Annotated in this window: 15 protein-coding genes and 1 other annotated feature; of the genes, 3 read left to right on the top strand and 12 right to left on the bottom strand. The window is 39.2% G+C overall.

Annotated elements, in window-relative coordinates; translation table 11 throughout:
* Positions 1-71: 71 nt before the first annotated feature.
* Positions 72-752, top strand: a complete 681-nt coding sequence (locus MMB69_RS10955; RefSeq protein ID WP_028408225.1) for a DUF421 domain-containing protein — start codon at positions 72-74, stop codon at positions 750-752.
* 35 nt (positions 753-787) lie between these two features.
* On the opposite strand, the gene MMB69_RS10950 is transcribed toward MMB69_RS10955, so the two are convergent.
* The 5 genes from MMB69_RS10950 to MMB69_RS10930 all read right to left on the bottom strand — a co-directional run bounded on the left by MMB69_RS10950 (position 788) and on the right by MMB69_RS10930 (position 5,610).
* Complete coding sequence (locus tag MMB69_RS10950) at positions 788-2,275, bottom strand: DHA2 family efflux MFS transporter permease subunit (protein WP_221784950.1); 1,488 nt, start codon at positions 2,273-2,275, stop codon at positions 788-790.
* Positions 2,276-2,554: 279 nt separating this feature from the next.
* Positions 2,555-3,112: a 3D domain-containing protein gene (locus tag MMB69_RS10945; protein WP_013057420.1), complete on the bottom strand. Its 558-nt coding sequence runs from the start codon at positions 3,110-3,112 to the stop codon at positions 2,555-2,557.
* 340 nt (positions 3,113-3,452) lie between these two features.
* A complete protein-coding gene (locus MMB69_RS10940; RefSeq protein WP_260507837.1) occupies positions 3,453-3,587 on the bottom strand; it encodes a hypothetical protein in 135 nt (44 codons plus the stop codon).
* Positions 3,588-3,755: 168 nt separating this feature from the next.
* Positions 3,756-4,640 carry a superoxide dismutase gene (locus MMB69_RS10935; RefSeq protein WP_016764472.1) on the bottom strand — a complete coding sequence of 295 codons (885 nt, stop codon included), beginning with the start codon at positions 4,638-4,640 and terminating at the stop codon, positions 3,756-3,758.
* 139 nt (positions 4,641-4,779) lie between these two features.
* A complete protein-coding gene (locus tag MMB69_RS10930; protein WP_221784949.1) occupies positions 4,780-5,610 on the bottom strand; it encodes a glycosyl transferase family 2 in 831 nt (276 codons plus the stop codon).
* 230 nt (positions 5,611-5,840) lie between these two features.
* On the opposite strand from MMB69_RS10930, the gene MMB69_RS10925 reads away from it, so the two are divergent.
* Complete coding sequence (locus tag MMB69_RS10925; protein ID WP_277447720.1) at positions 5,841-6,506, top strand: cupin domain-containing protein; 666 nt, start codon at positions 5,841-5,843, stop codon at positions 6,504-6,506.
* A gap of 56 nt (positions 6,507-6,562) precedes the next feature.
* On the opposite strand, the gene MMB69_RS10920 is transcribed toward MMB69_RS10925, so the two are convergent.
* From MMB69_RS10920 to MMB69_RS10910, 3 genes are all read right to left on the bottom strand, one after another.
* On the bottom strand, positions 6,563-6,799 hold the full coding sequence (locus MMB69_RS10920) for a hypothetical protein (RefSeq protein WP_224357852.1): 237 nt from the start codon (positions 6,797-6,799) through the stop codon (positions 6,563-6,565).
* Between the two features lie 55 nt (positions 6,800-6,854).
* Positions 6,855-7,439, bottom strand: coding sequence for a hypothetical protein (locus MMB69_RS10915; protein WP_047750788.1), 585 nt, complete (start codon positions 7,437-7,439; stop codon positions 6,855-6,857).
* An 84-nt stretch (positions 7,440-7,523) separates the two neighbouring features.
* Entirely contained in the window at positions 7,524-8,231 is a 708-nt protein-coding gene (locus MMB69_RS10910; RefSeq protein ID WP_277447719.1) for a Type 1 glutamine amidotransferase-like domain-containing protein, read from the bottom strand.
* 108 nt (positions 8,232-8,339) lie between these two features.
* Here MMB69_RS10910 and MMB69_RS10905 point away from each other — a divergent pair, with 108 nt between their 5' ends.
* Entirely contained in the window at positions 8,340-8,843 is a 504-nt protein-coding gene (locus MMB69_RS10905; protein ID WP_277447718.1) for an immunoglobulin-like domain-containing protein, read from the top strand.
* A gap of 319 nt (positions 8,844-9,162) precedes the next feature.
* Here the strand turns inward: MMB69_RS10905 and ileS are convergent, their stop codons facing one another.
* The 4 genes from ileS to MMB69_RS10885 form a co-directional block, all read right to left on the bottom strand.
* Positions 9,163-12,261 carry an isoleucine--tRNA ligase gene (gene ileS / locus MMB69_RS10900; protein ID WP_277447717.1) on the bottom strand — a complete coding sequence of 1,033 codons (3,099 nt, stop codon included), beginning with the start codon at positions 12,259-12,261 and terminating at the stop codon, positions 9,163-9,165.
* Between the two features lie 52 nt (positions 12,262-12,313).
* Positions 12,314-12,555: a binding site (T-box leader), on the bottom strand.
* A gap of 89 nt (positions 12,556-12,644) precedes the next feature.
* Positions 12,645-13,631, bottom strand: a complete 987-nt coding sequence (locus MMB69_RS10895) for a GIY-YIG nuclease family protein (protein WP_277447716.1) — start codon at positions 13,629-13,631, stop codon at positions 12,645-12,647.
* Between the two features lie 102 nt (positions 13,632-13,733).
* Positions 13,734-14,615: a phosphorothioated DNA-binding restriction endonuclease gene (locus tag MMB69_RS10890; protein ID WP_277447715.1), complete on the bottom strand. Its 882-nt coding sequence runs from the start codon at positions 14,613-14,615 to the stop codon at positions 13,734-13,736.
* Positions 14,616-14,899: 284 nt separating this feature from the next.
* Positions 14,900-18,676: an AAA domain-containing protein gene (locus tag MMB69_RS10885; protein WP_277447714.1), complete on the bottom strand. Its 3,777-nt coding sequence runs from the start codon at positions 18,674-18,676 to the stop codon at positions 14,900-14,902.
* Positions 18,677-18,683: the final 7 nt, after the last annotated feature.

The raw sequence follows: 18,683 nt of genomic DNA, 5'->3' as shown, positions 1-18,683 counted from the left end.
ATCTTTTCAACTGCATAAAATTTCTATTTTTTCACAACATAAAACAAGGAAATGAAGGAAGGGTGAAATGTATGGGCTATGCTGAATCGACGTTTCGAATCGCCTGTTCATTTTTTGTGCTGCTTCTTTTAACGCGGCTCATGGGAAAAACAGAAATCAGCCAGTTAAATGTGTTTACGTTTATTACGGCGATTACGATTGGTAATATTGCTTCTTCCCTCTCCACTGATAAGCGAGTAGAGATTGATAAAGGAGTTTATTCACTGCTAGGATGGACATTTTTAACGATCGCTATGGGCTATCTTGGAATGAAATCGAAAAAAGCACGGCATCTTATTACCGGTGAGCCTAAAATTGTGATTAAGCAAGGGAAAGTAATGGAAAAGGCATTAAAACAAGTCCGGCTAGATATTGAATCTCTTTTAGGCATGCTGAGGCAGCAAAACGTATTTTCCATAAAAGATGTCGAGTACGCTATATTAGAAATCAACGGAAACCTTTCCGTTATGCAAAAACAAGATAAAAAGCCGAACTCGTGGTCAAAAACGCTTTTATTTCCCACTTCAACAGGCGTTATTTACGACGGAAAAGCGAATGAAGATGCGTTGAAGGACCTACACGTAGATAACAACTGGCTGCATAAGCAGCTAGAAAAAGCGGGAGTCAACTCAATTGATGACGTCTTTTACGCTGAGGTTCAGTCGGACGGATCGCTTTATATTGACTATAAAAAAGATAAATTTAACTCATAAAAAAAATCCGTACCATATAAGGCACGGATTTTTTATTAGCTTGCTTTTTTTACACGATTTGTAATGGTATCTTCTTTTGGTGATGTTTTACGAATAAAGAAGGCTAAAACAAACGCAATCACACTTAAAATCGTTGCGATCATAAACGCATCGTTAATACCCATTGCTGTACCTTGATTCACGGCTTCAGCCATACTGCCTTTATCTGTCGGCAAAATTTGCTGATTCGTTACGATGTTTTTCACGTGTTTTTCACCTTGATTCATCATAATGGACACAAAGAACGCCATTCCTACAGCTCCGGCAACCATTCGAAGCGTATTAACCATCGCCGTACCGTATTTATTTAGACTAAGCGCAAGCTCATTTAATCCAGCTGTAAAGATTGGCATCATAAGCAGTGACATACCAAACATACGCACAGTATAGACAATCATCACATACATAAATGTTGTTGTCGTTTCAAGTTTTGTTAATTCATATGTTGTCACAACGGTAATCGCTAAACCAATAACAGCAAGCCATCTTGCGCCGAACTTATCAAACAGCCGTCCTGTAATCGGAGACATAATCCCCATTACAATTCCCCCTGGCAGTAACAGCAGACCTGAAAGAAACGGTGAAAAACCCCGTACGTTTTGCATATAAATCGGCATTAAAATCATACCTGAAAACATTGCCATTGTCACAATCACGTTAATGATTGTTGTTAAAGTGAACATACGGTAACGGAAAATACGGAATTCAAGAAGTGGCTGATCGATTTTTAACTGACGGAAAATAAAGAACAGAATTGAAATACCGCCTACAATGAACATGGCTAATACTTCAGTGCTGGTCCAGCCCTTTGTACCGCCCGTAGCGAACGCATAAAGCAAGCCGCCAAATCCAATTGTTGACAAAATAACGCCAAGCACGTCTAGCTTAGGTCGGCTTGTTTCTGTCACGTTTTTCACTAAAATAATAGCCGCAATTACGTTAATAAGTGCAATTGGAAACATCATAAAGAATAAAACGCGCCATGAGTAGTGCTCAACTATTAAACCAGAAAGCGTCGGCCCTACTGCCGGTGCGAAGTTCATCGCTACACCAAAAATCCCCATCGCAAAGCCGCGTCGGTCAGGCGGGAATAATGTAAAAATAACGTTGGTAATTAACGGAAATAAAATCCCTGCTCCTGCTGCTTGCACGACGCGTCCCACTAAAATAATGGAAAATGTCGGTGCAATACCGCAAAGCAGTGTTCCTACTGTAAACAGCCCCATTGCTGTAATATACAGCTGCCTTGTAGTAAATCGATTCATTAAAAATGCTGTAATTGGAATAACAATTCCGTTTACTAACATAAAGATGGTTGTTAACCAGTTGCCCGTAGCCGCCGTTACATGAAAATGATCCATCATTTGCGGAAGCGCAATGTTAATCAGCGTTTGATTTAAAAAAGCGACGAGCGCTCCCATTATCATTACGCCAAAAATAGACCGAGTTCGGGCTTGATCGGACTGTTGTGTTTGTGTATTCATTTTAACAAGACCTTTCCCTTTAAAATTATCTGTATGTAAATCTTCAGATGACAAACAGGTTAAGAATATATTTTATGTGTTCATTCTATTAATTTATGTCACGAATATTTAATGAACTTAATTATATACCGAATAAATATATCCGTTTCCGAAATATTTGTCAACAAATATGATCATTTTCGTAAAACTTTTCCATCAGTATATATAAAGTAGCATACCCTTTAATGAAGAAAAAAATGAGAGCCCTTCAACGAAGGCTCTCATTTCCTTAAGAAATACTTATTTTAAGATTTGAACTTTTACTGTTTTTCTTCCCCATTTTAACGCTTCTTTTTGAGAAGGAAGCAGAACATCAATTTTATTTCCTTTAATCGCACCGCCTGTATCAGCTGCGATTGCCGTGCCGTAACCTTCTACGTATACTTTTGAACCAAGTTTTATCACTTTTGGATCGACAGAAATCACTTTTTGATTTGGATTCTTTTTCAAGTCAATTCCAATCGCCGTTTTTCCGCTGCAGCCTTTGCAGTTCGCTGTGTACGCTGTTGCTGTTACTTTAAATTCTTTCACAACGTTTGAAGACTTCGCAGGCGCTGCTTTAGCAGGCGTGCTTGATTTTGCTTGAGATACTTTTAATACTTGTTTCGGATGAATACTGTCTGACTTTAAGTTATTCCACTGTTTCAGCTGACTAACCGATACTTTATATGTCTTTGCAATTTTGTATAGCGAATCTCCGCTTTTTACTGTATATGTATTTGTTGCAGCTGATGCACCACTTGCCACTCCGAACAGTGACATTAGAACTAAACTGAACGTAATCATTGTCTTTTTCATGTAATTGATTTCCCCTTTATCTACCAATACATAAAAAATAACACATGAATATTACAGTTATATTTCAGTAACATGTCAATAGTTTGATAGTTTAGTTACAGTAAAAATAAATATTCTTCCTTTTAAACTAGTAAATTAATCACCTTAACATTTCAAAAACATACATATTTAGGCATATAACGGTGCTTTTACACACATTTATACTGGATTATTTCATTTGTAACATTTAACTGGTTCTAGAGGCTTATACTTTATTTTTTATTGGTTACTTAGAACATAGTTTATTTAAAAATAAATAAATGCGTTAAAGTAGCTAAAATAGCTTAATATAAATCACTTTTTACACCGCAGTTGATTTCCGTGCAAGACTTCGCTTTCCGCGGGCGGGCGCTGAGCCTCCTCGTCGCTTACGCTCCTGCGGGGTCTCATCTGTTCCGCTATTCCCGCAGGAGTCTTCGTCTTGCCCTCCAATCAACTGCTAGAAGTACCTACATACGTAAAACCTACGTTTTCCCTACAAATAAAAAATCCGAACGAGTTAGATTCTCTATCAAGAATCTCAATTCATCGTTCGGATCTTTCTTCAACTAATATAATTTTTTCATATCCTCTTTATTTGAAATTAAGATACCTGCAATACTTGTTAATACGGCTGCCACTGAAGCATTCTGGCTGCCTCAAATCTTTTTTCTACATTTGGCCAGTAAACTATTTTCCACCAATTATCAACGTACGGATCACGTTCATTTTTGTACTGTAAATAATATGCGTGTTCCCATACGTCTAATACGAGCAGCGGAATCGTATCCCACTGCGTGAGAAGCTGATGGCGCTCAGCCTGCAGAACTTCAAGCTTTCGCGAACGCGGCGACCATACTAAGATTGCCCACCCCACACCTTCTACTTTTTTAGCAGCTTGAGAAAAGTGCATCATAAACTTCTCATAGCTGCCAAAGTCTTTTTGAAGCTGCTGCAGCAGCTGTCGTCTCGGCCTCCCTCCTCCTTCTGGACTCATAATTTCCCAAAAGATTGTGTGTAAGTAATGACCGGAGCCATGAAAAGAAGCTTCCCGTTCCCAATGTTTTATGAGGTCAAAATTGTTTGTGTTACGGGCTTGCTGCAGCATGAGCTCTGCTTTATTTAATCCATCGACATAGCTTTGGTGATGCTTGCTGTGATGAAGACGCATGATCTCTCGGTTAATATACGGTTCAAGAGCTGAATAGCTATAGCCAAGCGGCGGCAGCTCGTGCTGTCCTGGCGCTATCGATTCTCGCTCCCTGCCATCGTCTCCAAGCCGCTCTTTTAAGACTTTATCAATATGCCGCACTGCATTATTGATTTCTTCTAACGTATATTCGTTGACATCTTCTTCACTTAAATATTCAAGAACGTCTTCTTGCGTGCGCGTTATATATGACGTTATATCTACTTCTGTAATGGCTTCTTCAAATACAGGATCACATACTTGTTCAAGCCAGGTCTGAACTTCCATCAAGTATCTTTTTCTCTCATCTTGATCGGCCATACTTTCCCTCCTTACACCTCATCTTCACTATCATATTCAAAAGAAAAAGCAACATAACTTCCTACTTGTATCTATTGAGTTAGAAAATTCGACATAAAAAAGCAAGAGCTCCTTAAAGGATAAACTCTTGCCTTTTTTCTTATATCTTCTTTGCCATATTCACATAATCAATCGTTTCTTGCTTACTAACAGCTGCGTGCTTCAGCTTTGGATTATAATAGAGCTCGACTTTTATATTATTGATTTCACAGTCATCTGGCATATCCTGCAAATCCGTTAAAAACGGCAGCAAGTGATTGTTCATATCGTATTCAAACGCCCCGTTTTGCAAGTAATACACCTTCGGCACATAGTTAATATGGCGAAAAAACTTCACTACGTTGATTCGCTCACCGTATGAAGCAATCACTTCCTCTTCTGTGAGGTTAGGATAAGATAAATTAAACACTTGCCGAACCGGCGTTTTCAGCCACTTGGTCAAGCAAGTCTGCGGATTGTTGACAAGCGCTTTTGCTCCTTTTACGTACCCCGCTAAAAACATCGACATAAAGCCGCCGCCCGATGATCCGTAAAATAGCACATTAGACGAACTCACCTGTACTTTTTTCATAAATTTTTCAATTAAAACCGCAATGTCTTTTAAATAAAAACGATCGCTTGTCCCTTGTCCCCACGCAAGCGACACCTTTCCTAAATAAAGCGTAGGATCGTTATAGTAAATAATTGAATCTTGGAATTCATTCATCCACGAATGGCGCTGAAAATATGGAGGGCCTGCAGGCATTTCCTGACTTGCTCCTCCTCCTGAGCCAAACACAAGCAAATGAGAAGACTCTTTTTTTAACCTGACTAAAAACTCAAACAGCACTCCGTTCCACTCGATTCCTACTAAAACGGGCTTATCCAACGGCAGCTGAAGTTCATCCAGCTTTTCATACGTACTAGTTATCTTTTCATATTGATCAAGCAACAGCTCTGCAACTCACTTTCCTTAAAATGATCTGTCGTATGCGTCTGACATTGATCATGGCTCTGTAAAAAAGAACCTGTTACAGTGTATGAAAATCAGTGGACAAATGTTTGTACACGTTATCAAAAATAGGCCTTACCTACATATCCTCCTAGGCTTCTGTCACGACATAAAACTCTTCGCATACGATACAGCATCATAAAAAATTCAAGGATCGGAGCTGAAGACCCTTGTCAACGTCTTATATGGATTACAATAATCCAAACGTACAATACTTTTCTGATGTGAATAAAAACAGACTTAATACGCGCAATGATGAAAACTATATTAACCGGCTAGGAAGAGATGTGCTAAATACTCTTGGAAACGTATCGTTACTCGATATTTACTTAAGCAAAAGCCGCGTGGTCGAACCGCACTATCATCAAAATGCCGCTGAGCTAGTCTACTGCATTTCAGGCTCAGCCGTCGTTTCATTAATCAATCCGTTTAACAATGAAGTGACAAATATTCCGATTGCCCCGGGTCAAGTAGCTAATATCCCTCAAGGCTGGTGGCACTGGGAGGTTGCGTCTGAAGACAATACGCATTTACTTGCCATTTTTGACGCCCCTTACCCGGAATACATTTTTGGATCGGACATTTTAAATAATACGCCTATTGAAGTCCTTGCTCACACGTACTGCTTAGATCCGGAGCAGCTAAAAAAAACGCTGGCTCCGTTAAAAAATCAAACCATCGTGATTGGACCAACGGACGAATGCGGAGAAAAAGAACAATATAAAAAGAAAAAACAAGGAGGCCCAGCCTACCATCACACGTCTCCTTATACGTATCCTCCGCCTCAGAATTCTTATTATCAACCTCAAAACCCTTATCACTATCGATACTGGTAGAGGCAAAAAACCCCGCTGCCAGTGCAACGGGGTTTCTTAATGAATACATAACGTTATTAATCTGTATATGTACTATGAAAGGCTGCTTCAATATATGCAACTTGGAAATGATAATGTCCAATTAAATATTTCACAATGTCCACTTGATCAATTTTGCCAGGCTTATCGACCATCGCTTCTTTCACCATTTTTTCAAATGTACCTTGATCAAACTGTTCTTCATGAACAACAATTGTCTCAGAGTACGTTTCATCTTGTCCTTCTGAAATGCGGTAGTAATACAATTTTTTCACCTCAATTTATCTTAAATGTATGTATACCCTTAACTACTCATTTTAAAACATTTTTTCAGCGTTCTTTTTCTACTTTACGATAGGCTGCGGCTTTTGCTTTTACAAGCAGCCTTGTAACCCAATACGCCACTAGCGTTATTCCTATATCAATCAGAAAAATATAAAACAAGCTCATTCCTTTTCCTGAATCAATAAATTTAAAATGGTGTTCAAGAGGGGCTAGCCCAAATGAAAAAACAGCGCTCAGCAGAATTGTATACAGATAAAAATTCTTTTGGTGATTCGTACAATATTGATAAAGCAGCAGAAAGCCTACCGGCAAAATAGAAGCGGTAATATTCGTTGCGTTCGGAAGCAGCGGCGTTAAGAAAAACGTGTGTGTTAAATGACCGCTTCTCCCGAGTGCAATATCAATATATGCCCAGAGCATGTGCACTGTGTAACCGAAGAAAAACACCTCAAAGATTCGCGTCCGGTCTACGGTAAAATACAACAACACAAGAGGAAGAACGAGCGAAGCAAGCACCACCCAAAACTGCCAGTTTCCAAAATCTGAATACTGATGCCAATACGACGATAATAACTCCTGCAGCTTATCGCTTTGTTCATGTATGTTTCCCCAGTATCGTTCATAACTCACTGAAGTAACCTCCTATATAGAGTCTCTGCTTATGTATGTACGAATAAGCTCGATTTTATGCAGAGAAACATGGGAAGCGGCCATTTATTGCTTGCGATTACCTAAATAGTTCATCGGAAGCTCACGTTCAATTACTTCCTTCTCTTTTTGATTAACAGCATACGCTTTTGCTGTTGCCCTTGAGCTAACTGACGCGGATAGCTTCTCATCTTTAAAATGCAGCGCAACTCCGTCATCTACAGCATAGCCTTCTTTGATTTCACCGCTTGCCATTAACTCATGATATGAAGGTCTTCGATTGCTTTCTCCGTCGTAGTGAGGACAGTTGCTTCCCGTTAAAAACCCTAAACCGTCGATTTTAGACAGGTTGTCGTTCATTGAATCAGTGACGCCTTCTTCAAACCAGCAAAGTGAACCTGCGCTTATTCCTGCTAAGATCACTCCTTTTTCATAAGCTTCTTTTAAAATCGTATCAAGTCCCCATTCTTTCCATAAAGAAAGCATATTCCTTGTATTACCGCCGCCTACATACAAAATATCGTGCTGCAGCACATATGCTTTTAAATCTATAAAGTTCGGTGAAAACAGCGATAAATGGAAAGGGTCACACGTTAATTTATTAAACGTTTCATAAAACCTTTCTATATAATTATCCGCATCTCCGCTGGCTGTAGGGATAAAGCAGATTTTCGGCACATCTGTATAAGCTTGTGAAAGTATGTATTGATCCAGAAGCAAGTTATCCGGCTCCATCGAAAAACCTCCGCCGCCCATGGCTATAATTTGTCTCATTTCCATCCTTCCTTTCAAAAAGGTTATAGATAAAAGGTAAATTCATACTATTTCTCATAGATGAATTTCCGTATAATGGAAGAGTGATACAAAGGTGGTGCAAAGCTTTTGAAAATAGTACGAACACTTTTACTAATACTAGGCATTTTTATTATTTTGTTTTGTATTTTTGGCTATATCGATTATAACGGTCAAAAAATGGATTTAGGAGCCAAACAAGAAAAAAACATCCCATCTTCCATTAACACTGACGGGGGAACTATTACGCTATCTGCTGTAAGTAAAAAATACGATAAAACGCAGTTTGGCTTTTTTGTTATTCAAAACAATTCGACGCATACCTTAACGATTCCTTATGAAAATACGGCGGATCACTTAAAAGGCGGAAAGTGGTACGAAGTTGTGCTAAAAGGATTAGAGTTTCCTGATAAAACTGTCACGCTGAAGCCAGGGAAATCTCTCAAACTAGATATCGCAACTCCTAACTACAAAGTAGGAAAATACCGTTTTGTTCAGCACTTTAAAGATGAAAACGGAAAAGAGTATGTGTTAGCTGCTCCTTTTGAAATCGTTTGGCCGAGTCTTAAAAATGTTCTCGGACAGTTTGATTAAAGGTAAAAAGAGAGATTTAGAAATACCGAAATTCATCTCACCTAAAGACGAACAAATCGGGTGAATGATTAGTATGAATTGCTTGTTATCCCGCTGTTGATTTCCGTGCAAGACTTCGCTTTCCGCGGGCGGCCGGTGAGCCTCCTCGTCGCTGACGCTCCTGTGGGGTCTCACCTGTTCTGCTTTTCTCGCAGGAGCCTTCGTCTTGCCCTCCAATCCACAGCTAGAAGCAGCTACGTTCACTATAAAAACAGAAAAAACGAACGGTTAATCGATAAACCGTTCGTACATTACTTCAACTTATCTTTGCCTCTCTTTATCAGCTCTGATTTAAAACACGAAGCGTAATTTGCTTTGTTCCGACTTTTACCGTCTCTCCATCTTCCATCGTTTCTGTCACGCTGAGACTGTGCAGCAGAAGATTTTCTTGAAGCAGCGTTTCAAACTTCTCGACGGCTTTCTGCACTTCTTCGTCTCCGCTAAGCTCCAAATCGATACGTAAATTCACGGGTAAATCCAGCTTTTTACGATAGTCTTGAACCGCTCGAATTACTTCACGAGCGACTCCTTCCTGCACGAGTTCTTCGGTTAACGCCGTATCCAACACCGCAGTATACGTGCCGTTTGATGCAACCGAAAAACCTTCTTTTGGCACTTTTTCAACAAGTACGTCTGCCGTTTCAAGCGTTAAGTTTTCTCCTGAAGCAAGCGTAACACTCAGCTTGCCTTGTTCCACAAACTCTTTTCCTTGCTCTTCTGAAAGGTTCTTTAATGCTTGATTGACCTCATTTACTTGTTTTCCAAACTTCGGTCCCGCCTGTTTAAAATCAAGTTTTAATACATAAGAAACAAGTTTGTCGTCGTCTTGCTCCACGTTAAAGTTCTTCACATTAAGCTCATCTTTGATGACATCATGGTACGCTTCCCACTCTACATCTTCTTCCGTTACCACAAGCGAAAGACTTTGCAGAGGCTGCTTTACTTTTAACGAATGCGTATTTCGGATGCTTCGGCCTAGTTCAACTACTTGCAGTACCGCTGCCATTTCTTTTTCCAGCTTTTCATTCACTTTGGTTTGATCATACACAGGATAGTCTACTAAATGGACGCTTTTCCCTGTCAGATTTTCATGAACGTCATCCGCAACAAACGGCGTAAACGGCGCTAACAGCTGACTAAGCGTGACTAACACTTCATGAAGCGTATCGTAAGCCGCTGCTTTTTCTCCGTCCATCCCTTCTGACCAAAAGCGATCGCGGGAACGTCGTACATACCAGTTGCTTAGCTCTTCAATAAATGCCGCGATTTCACGAGCGGCGCTTGTAAACCCGTAATCTTCAAGATGTGCTGTTGCTCGCTTAACCGTACTATGCAAACGTGAAAGAATCCACTCATCCAATTTTGTTTTTTTCGATTCATACGTTTGCTTCGGGTCATAGCCGTCAAGCTTAGCGTACAGCACGTAAAAGCCGTACACGTTCACAAGTGTATCAATGACTTTTGACTTCGCTTCTTGCACGACGCGCTCTGAAAATTTCTTCGGATTCCACGGGGCACTGTCTGCTAAAAGCGCCCATCTAAGCGCATCGGCACCAAATGTATGAATAAGATCAACAGGGTCCAGCGCATTTCCTTTACTTTTAGACATCTTTTGACCGTTTTCATCTAAGACGTGACCAAGAGACAAAACGCGCTTATACGGTGCTTTTCCTGTAAACAGCGTTGAAACTGCCATCAGGCTGTAAAACCAGCCGCGCGTTTGATCAATTCCTTCTGCGATAACGTCTGCTGGAAACTGCTTTTGAAACAGCTCGTTGTTTTCAAACGGATAGTGATACTGCGCAAACGGCATCGAGCCGCTGTCAAACCAAACGTCAATCACTTCCGGCGTTCGCTTCATTTCTCCGCTGCAGACCGGACACGTTAGCTTTACATCATCTACATAGGGCTTATGAAGTTCAATGCTGTCATTCACAGAATGTGACGCATGTTTCTGAAGCTCCTTGATGCTTTTTGGCGCTACTTGATGCTGACATGCTCCGCATTCCCATACGTTCAGCGGCGTTCCCCAGTAGCGCTTTCTGCTGATGTTCCAGTCCACCATATTTTCTAAAAAGTTACCAAAGCGACCGTGCTTGATATGATCCGGGTACCACGTCACGCTTTCATTGTTTTTCAAAAACTGTTCCTTCAACGCCGTCGTTTGGATAAACCAGCTTTCATTTGCGTAATAAAGAAGCGGCGAGTCGCATCGCCAGCAAAACGGATAGCTGTGCTCATGCTTTTCTTTATGATACAGCACGCCTTCATTTGCTAAATAACGAACGATATCAACGTCGCAGTCTTTCACGAAACGTCCTTGAAAAGGCGGCACTTCAGCCGTATACTGCCCTTTTTCATCCACCACGTTCACAAATGAAAAGCCGTTTTCTTTTACTACTCTGTAATCATCTTCGCCGTAAGCAGGTGCTAAATGAACAACTCCTGTTCCGCTTTGATCCGTTACATAATCAGCTGTTACGACTTCGTGCCCTTTTTCCACTTTCACAAAATCAAACGGCGGCTCATATGACATCCCTTTTAACTCATTTCCTTTATGATGAGATAAAACCGTATACTCTCCTTTTAACACCTTGTCTGCGAGTGCTTCTGCCACTATATAGACGCTGTCGCCTTGCTCAGCGCGAACGTAGTTCATCTCTTCATGCACGGCAAGCGCCACGTTTGACGGAAGCGTCCAAGGCGTTGTCGTCCAGCCTAGAAAATACTCATTATCGCGGTTTTTCACTTTAAATTTCACCGTTACCGTTAAATCTTTTACATCTTTATATCCTTGCGCTACTTCATGCGAACTCAGCGACGTTTGACAGCTCGGGCAGTAAGGTGAAACGCGGTGGCCTTTATAAAGAAGTCCTTTTTCATGAATCGTGCCAAGCACGTTCCATACGCTTTCAATGTATGAATTCTCCAAGGTGATGTAAGGATCTTCCATATCAACCCAATAGCCAAGCTGCTCCGTGAACGTGCGCCACTGCTTTTCATACACAAACACACTTTCCTTACACTTGTTGATAAAAGCTTCTACGCCGTATTTTTCAATATCATGCTTCCCCGATATCCCGAGCTGCTTTTCAACACCGAGCTCAACCGGCAGTCCGTGCGTATCCCAGCCTGCTTTTCGAATCACTTGATGCCCCGTCATCGTTTTATAACGAGCCACCACGTCTTTAATCGTCCGGCCTAGCGCGTGCCCCACGTGAGGCAAACCGTTTGCTGTCGGAGGCCCTTCATAAAATACAAACGAAGGATGCCCTTCTCGGTTTTGAACCGACTGCTGAAACACATTTCCCTTTTGCCACTGCTGCTGGATACGCTGTTCGCGCTCTTGCGAAGACTCCCTTACATTCACTTCTTTCATGTGATACCACTCCTTTTAAAGTTAAAAGCACACAAAGAAACCCGTCCCTATGACTAGGGACGGGTTTTAACCGCGGTACCACCCTGGCTTCTATTGATCCGTTCATCAATAGCACTCAGCAACGTACAATCATACGCGTTCTTTTTAACGGTAGACTACCGTTCAAACTTACTTATCGTTCAGTTTGACTTCTCAGAGAGGATATTCCCCTGCAGCTTGAACGCCGGCTTTCAGCTATCACCAGCTCTCTGTGGAACAAACTTGCAGCGTACTGATTCTCTTCAACGAATTTGTGTGCTTTTATTAGTAGCTATTGTATGCGGTTTGGGAGGGAATGTCAATGTTTTAAAATCCTTATTGAAATCCAAAGGTTTAGATCTAAGTTATTTTGTTTCTGCACTTAACATTTGATCGATTTTATTACGCGCTGTTATCCCGTTCTTATCTTTCCATTCAGAAGTTCCACTGCTTCTTCGCTGTGTCACAAACACTGCCGCAGCTGAGATAGAAGAAAAAATTTGATCTTGTACCAGCACGTATCTACCATCTTTTATTTCTAATACACCGTTTGCTAAGAAAGTATTAATATGGTCTTGCTGCCTTTTAAGTTTAGCTCCTTCTAGCTGTTGTTCGCTCGCAAGCAAAGCTCCTTTATAGACAAGAAATCCATCGCTAACATATTTCCCGGTCGCGTACGCATCTCGGCGTTTACAATATAGAACATCCTCTACTATTACTGATTTTATATCTTTTGACAAGTGTGTCTCAACTTGAACAACCTTTTCTATCGGTTGCTCTGCTTCACTCTTTGGTATATAAACAGACTGTACAGCTTCACTTTCATATTCTCCTCCACTTGAAGCATCCGCAAAAATTGAAAATCCTAATCCACCAAGTAAAACTTTAATAACATTAAAAATATCTATCAGGTCGTCTCGTCTAAATTCACGCACAAACGGTTTTGTCGGAACGGTTTGATTAATATCATATGTACCAGAGCTCATGGCTGCTAGATAAGAAATGTGTTCTAAGTATTTTACATCAACTTTATCTAATTGATCTTGAGAAGCATTAGAGACAATTAACACGGCCACATCCCAAAAGCTTTTACCTGTTGATGGACTAGCATGCTGTCTTAAACGGTCATATCCCACTTCTGCCTCTCCGATATATGCCTTTTTATCTTCTCCAAATAAAAAATAAATGCCGGGCTTTTCTACTTCGCTTTCACCCTTTAAATCTTTCAAACTATTTCTGGGAATGAATACAGCCTGTATTGTTGTATTCGGCACCTCAGATACTTTAATCCCGTTTGGATCATCATCGTAAAACCAAGCCTGTATTCGTTTCGCGCCGCTTTTTCGTAGCATCTTTCTTCCTCCGTTTATATCTTCTTGAACGTATTTTAACTGACATTACAATATGTAAATCACTTCCTAATTATAGACGCAGCAATCTATCATTCACAAAAATTAATTTATATCACCTGCTTGATATCTAGCAGGTCCCCTAAATACTTCTCTAACATGCCATCCAAGAAAATCTTCACTCGGCTGATACGCAGGGTGAATAGGGTCTCTAAGCTTTTGCCCGTGAAATTTCATAAGCCATTCTTCAAATCCATTCGTCCCGTGCGCTTGAGTTGCCACTAACAGCTCATTATGATCTGAAAAAGTAAAAACTCCTCTATCGAACAATTTATGATGCATTGAACATAACGCGATTCCGTTACTTTCAATATCTGGTCCTCCCGCTTGATGCCACTTAATATGAGCAGCCTCCACGCCAACTAAATTATGACCAAGACGAACGTTAAACCCACAAACAGCGCAGCTATATCCGTAAGCTTGAAGAATTTTCTCTCGAAACTTCGGATCTCTTCTTCGCTTTAACTGTGTTTCAAAATCCAAGCCTACGGCTCTTAATATATCTTCATGAATTGTATCTGGAAAATGCTCATTTAATAAAAATTGTGCTGCGTCTTGAAGAAGCGTAGGATCATTATCAAAAAGGTTATAAACATCCTGTCTAAAACCGCCCATTATATTTGTACTCAGCAAATATTTATCGGTAAAGCTACGCTTATCAATTTCTTCACTTAGCTCCCATATTCCATCTCCTGTCAAACGAACAAAAGGATGCTCTGGATGGTAGGAACTCCGAGAAGGTCCAAACTCCATAAGCAGCTCTTTTAAAGGGATTTTCACCTCCCTATACGGCAGGTGCATTCGTTGCTTGGCCTGTAGCTGACCTAGGGCATACAGTATCAACAATGGTTTGTGCGGAGCTCTTTGATCCCTTTTTTTCCAGATGTTTAAGTTCTTTATTTTTTGTAGTACTTCTTCTCTGTTCATGTTTATTTTTAGCTCCTATATATAGTTTTGTTGCAAATTATCTTTTCGCTCTTAAGTGAATGATTTCATGTTATCACTTTTATCCAACTATTACTCTCCTAATCGTACATAAATATGTTAACATTCACTTATGAAAATAGGGACTCCATTTGAGCTATCTTCGTCTACGTCACCAACTTGATGCTCTTTTCACTAGCTGAATTTCGCCCTTTAGCTACAAAAAAAGCACTTATTTCCTGTAAAATAAGTGCTTCTCTAAGTTAAAGTTTTCTTTATATAATATATTAAAGAGATACCTTCTGTTTAATTCTCTCTTTTTTCATTATTTCTTTGATGCGCTGATCAATTCTTTCAATTTCTCCAGAAGGATTTTTCCACCAGTTCCGGCTCCAAATCCGATCAATATTCCATCCACGTGACTCTAAGAAACGCTGGCGATAAACATCTCGTTCTTTAGCGCTTGGAGAACTGTGGTACATAGCTCCGTCACATTCGACTCCTAATATATAACGCTGTGGATCATCAGGGTGCACAACAGCAAGATCAATACGATATCCTGACATTCCTACCTGTGTTGTTACGTTATAACCTAGGTTTGTTAACTGTTTGTATACTTGTTCTTCAAAAGGAGAATCGAATTGAAGTGTACTGTTTTCTTGAATATGTGTATTCACACTTTCAGTAATTTCATTGATGACACTCTTAATTTGATCATGCTGAATACCAGATACTGCTTTAACATATTTCAAATAAGATTTTAATAATCTTGGTCCGATATTTGCTGTCGCTGATACATTTAATTCTTCTGGCTCTATGCTTGAAATTACCACTATGTTTTCTTTTGCACGTGTAATTGCTACATTTAATCGATTTTCTCCACCCTGTTGATTAAGCATACCAAACCGGTTGAAAATCTTTCCTTCTTCATTTTTAGCGTAACCGATAGAAAATAGAATGACGTCTCTTTCATCTCCCTGAACGTTTTCTATATTCTTCACAAAAATTCGCTCGTCTAAGTCTTTCCCCATCACTTGAGTGTATAGAGCATTAAACTCAGGATCTTCTTGGAGCTTTTTATCAATAACATCCAGTATTTTATCTTGTTGTTTTGCATTAAATGTAATAATTCCCAATGTTTGATGAGGTTTTTGAACTAAATGCTGCTTTAATACGGCTACAACTTCTATTGCTTCAATTTCGTTACATTGATTTAACCATTGGCCCTCTACTTTTCTCCATAACATATTAGGCGGTTGCTTTAATGGCTCCACATTTGGTGCGATTTGTATTTGACCTTGATAAAAGGCATGATTAGAAAAATTAATAAGCTCTTCAGACTTAGATCGATAGTGCCATTGAAGAATTTTTTCCGGAAATCTGCGCTTTGCTAGATTTAACAAACTTTCTGATTCATCAATATCATACTCTGCTTCATCATCTTGATTATTAGCAGCAGCTCGAAACATATTGAAGGGTGGAAGTTGTTTCTCATCTCCTGCTACAACAATTTGCTTTCCACGATAAACAGAAGGAATTCCGCTTTCTACCGTACATTGAGAAGCTTCATCAAAAATAACCAGATCAAATAAACCTTCTTTTAGAGGAAAAATAGAAGATACGGTTTCGGGCGAAGCTAGCCACACTGGCATCAAATTGAATAAGCCATCATTATGGAATTGTTCTACCAAACGGCGTATTGGCCAAATTCTGCTTTTTTTAGTTACTTCATGTTTTAATTCTTTAATTCTTCTTAAGTTTGTACTCTTCACATCCATAGACATTTCCGATAGCTGATGGCGTAAGTATCTTTTGGAGGCTTCCCTTTTATCTATAAGTGCTTTGGCAAATATATCTCGAATTCGACTAAATTCGTTTGTTGATATTTTTTGAACTTCGGGATATTTCTTTTCAATTAAATCAATCCAATGAATATAAGTAGAATTCTTCACTACATCTACCCACATTTCAGATAGAGATGAAAAACCGGAATCGTTTAAAGCTTCAATATCGCCTTTATCCTTTAATTTATTTATAACAGTTCGTGAAAGATCTGAACTGTCCTCATAAAATGCATCCATCTGCCTAACATCATCAAAGTCTCGATGGATGTATTCCAACATTTTATCTAACTCTTCATACGGTATGTCACCTTTAGCAATGCGCTCTTTGATTCTACCTATTTCTTCATTATCGATATAACTTTTCAGCTTATCAATTTCGTTGGCCATCGCTGTTGTTTCATTAGCTAATTTATGCATAACAATTAAGCCGTCACGGACCTTCATCCATTCTGGTGAGTTCAAACCTTTAAATTTGCTTCCCAGCAACAATTCTTCAACAATAGCTTTTCCAGTAAAAGATGTCCAGATCCACAGTCTGATCCCTTGCATTGTACGTCTTTTTTCGACGTCCAAATCATCATATATTTTTTCAAGTTTATTATTAATCATCCAAGTATAGGCAGGAGTAATTTTTTCATGATTTAGTTCGTTTATAAATTCAACAGATTGCTTTGCTCTTTCAAGAACACCCTTCAATGTTTCAATCATTTGAAGCTTATCTTTTATCTCAAGCTTAGCGTAAGATTTTCTGTTTTTTAGCGGATAATCTTTTTTTCCAAATTGTTCATACCACTCAGCATAAGTATATAGATTGGCTAAAAGATCCTCTAGCTTCGTTTTATTTAGCTGTGAAATCGAATCAGATAAATCTATATAATAATGAAGTTCGTCCATTTGCTTCGCTTGTCCATACAAATCATATAATCGATAACCAAACTTTTGATGCTCAAACAAGCCTTTAGATATCCTGCTAAGCAAGGCTTCCTGATTAGCGATGTTAGTGGAAATATCATGAAACTCTTGAGAAGCTTGCGAAAAAGATTCTTGGGAGTGATTCAAGAGTTGTTGTAAAGCTAAATAGAGTTCTTTTCGATCTGACTTTTCATCATGTATTAAAGCTGTATGTGAAGCCAACTGTAGACTATCCAAACGCTGATAGATAACATCTAAAGCTGCTCGTTTTTGACAAACAACCAATATTTTCTTATTTTGATGAAGAGCATCTGTTATTAAATTTACAATAACTTGTGATTTCCCCGTACCTGGAGGACCATGAACCACTAACCCTTTTTGAAAACGCGCTTCCCGTAGAATATCTTCTTGAGAACCATCTGTCTCTAACAAGTAGAGTTGATCTTGCTCTTTAATTATTTTATCTTCTTTACCCTCTACACCAGAACCAAGCATTGATTGGTCAATTAATTTATCTTTAGGATCAACTAATTCTTCAGCCAATGCTAAATTATTATCTTCACTTTTTTTAATTAGTTCTTCGTAATCTTTTACTAAAGATGAGCCACCTTGTGGAAAATCACCAATAACAGCATGTTCTAGAAGCGTTAGATTTGAAATTTCTGGTATATCTTCTCTTTTATATTCTTTTAATTTAACCAAACCTGTCTCTTCATAAGATATATGACGATCAAACTCTGCTAACCAACTTATCCATGATTTTAAATCTCTTTTAACTGCTAAATTGTTTGCTTCTTCAAGCCATTCATCAGAAAAGGTTAAGTTATTTACTTTCTTAAATGCTAAAAAAAGTGTTCGATTCAGTTGAGGTTCTTCCTCCGTTTTTCGCAATATCCACTTTTGTTGATTAGTATTATTTTTCTCCAACCTTACTGGATAAAGAAAAAGCGGTGCTTGAAAAAATGTACCATCGCTCATTGTACCTGCTAAAAACGGGTACCCCAAGTAAAAGTCGTGAACACCTGATTCATCTTCTATAGATTTGACGTTCCGATAAAGGTCTGTTAGCTTTTTTGACAAATAAAGCGTTTCTTCATCATCCATTTTCGGAGAGACGATAGAAATATCGCTTTTCGAATTAGTAAATACCTGTTGGACAACTTTCTCTGCTAAGCCATTTTCTATTCTTTTATCAAGTTCCGTCAGATCAAAGCTCCATTTGTTATATAGTTTTAGCAAACGTATAGAGCGGTTTCGTTTACTAATGTCATTTAGCTTATCTCGCATATGAAGTAACTTTTCTTTCATTGTGATA

The sequence above is a fragment of the Priestia sp. P5 genome, assembly GCF_029522155.1.
Classification (GTDB): Bacteria; Bacillota; Bacilli; order Bacillales; family Bacillaceae_H; genus Priestia; species Priestia megaterium_E.
Note: the sequence above shows the minus strand (reverse complement) of the source record. Positions and strands in the feature narration are given on the sequence as shown.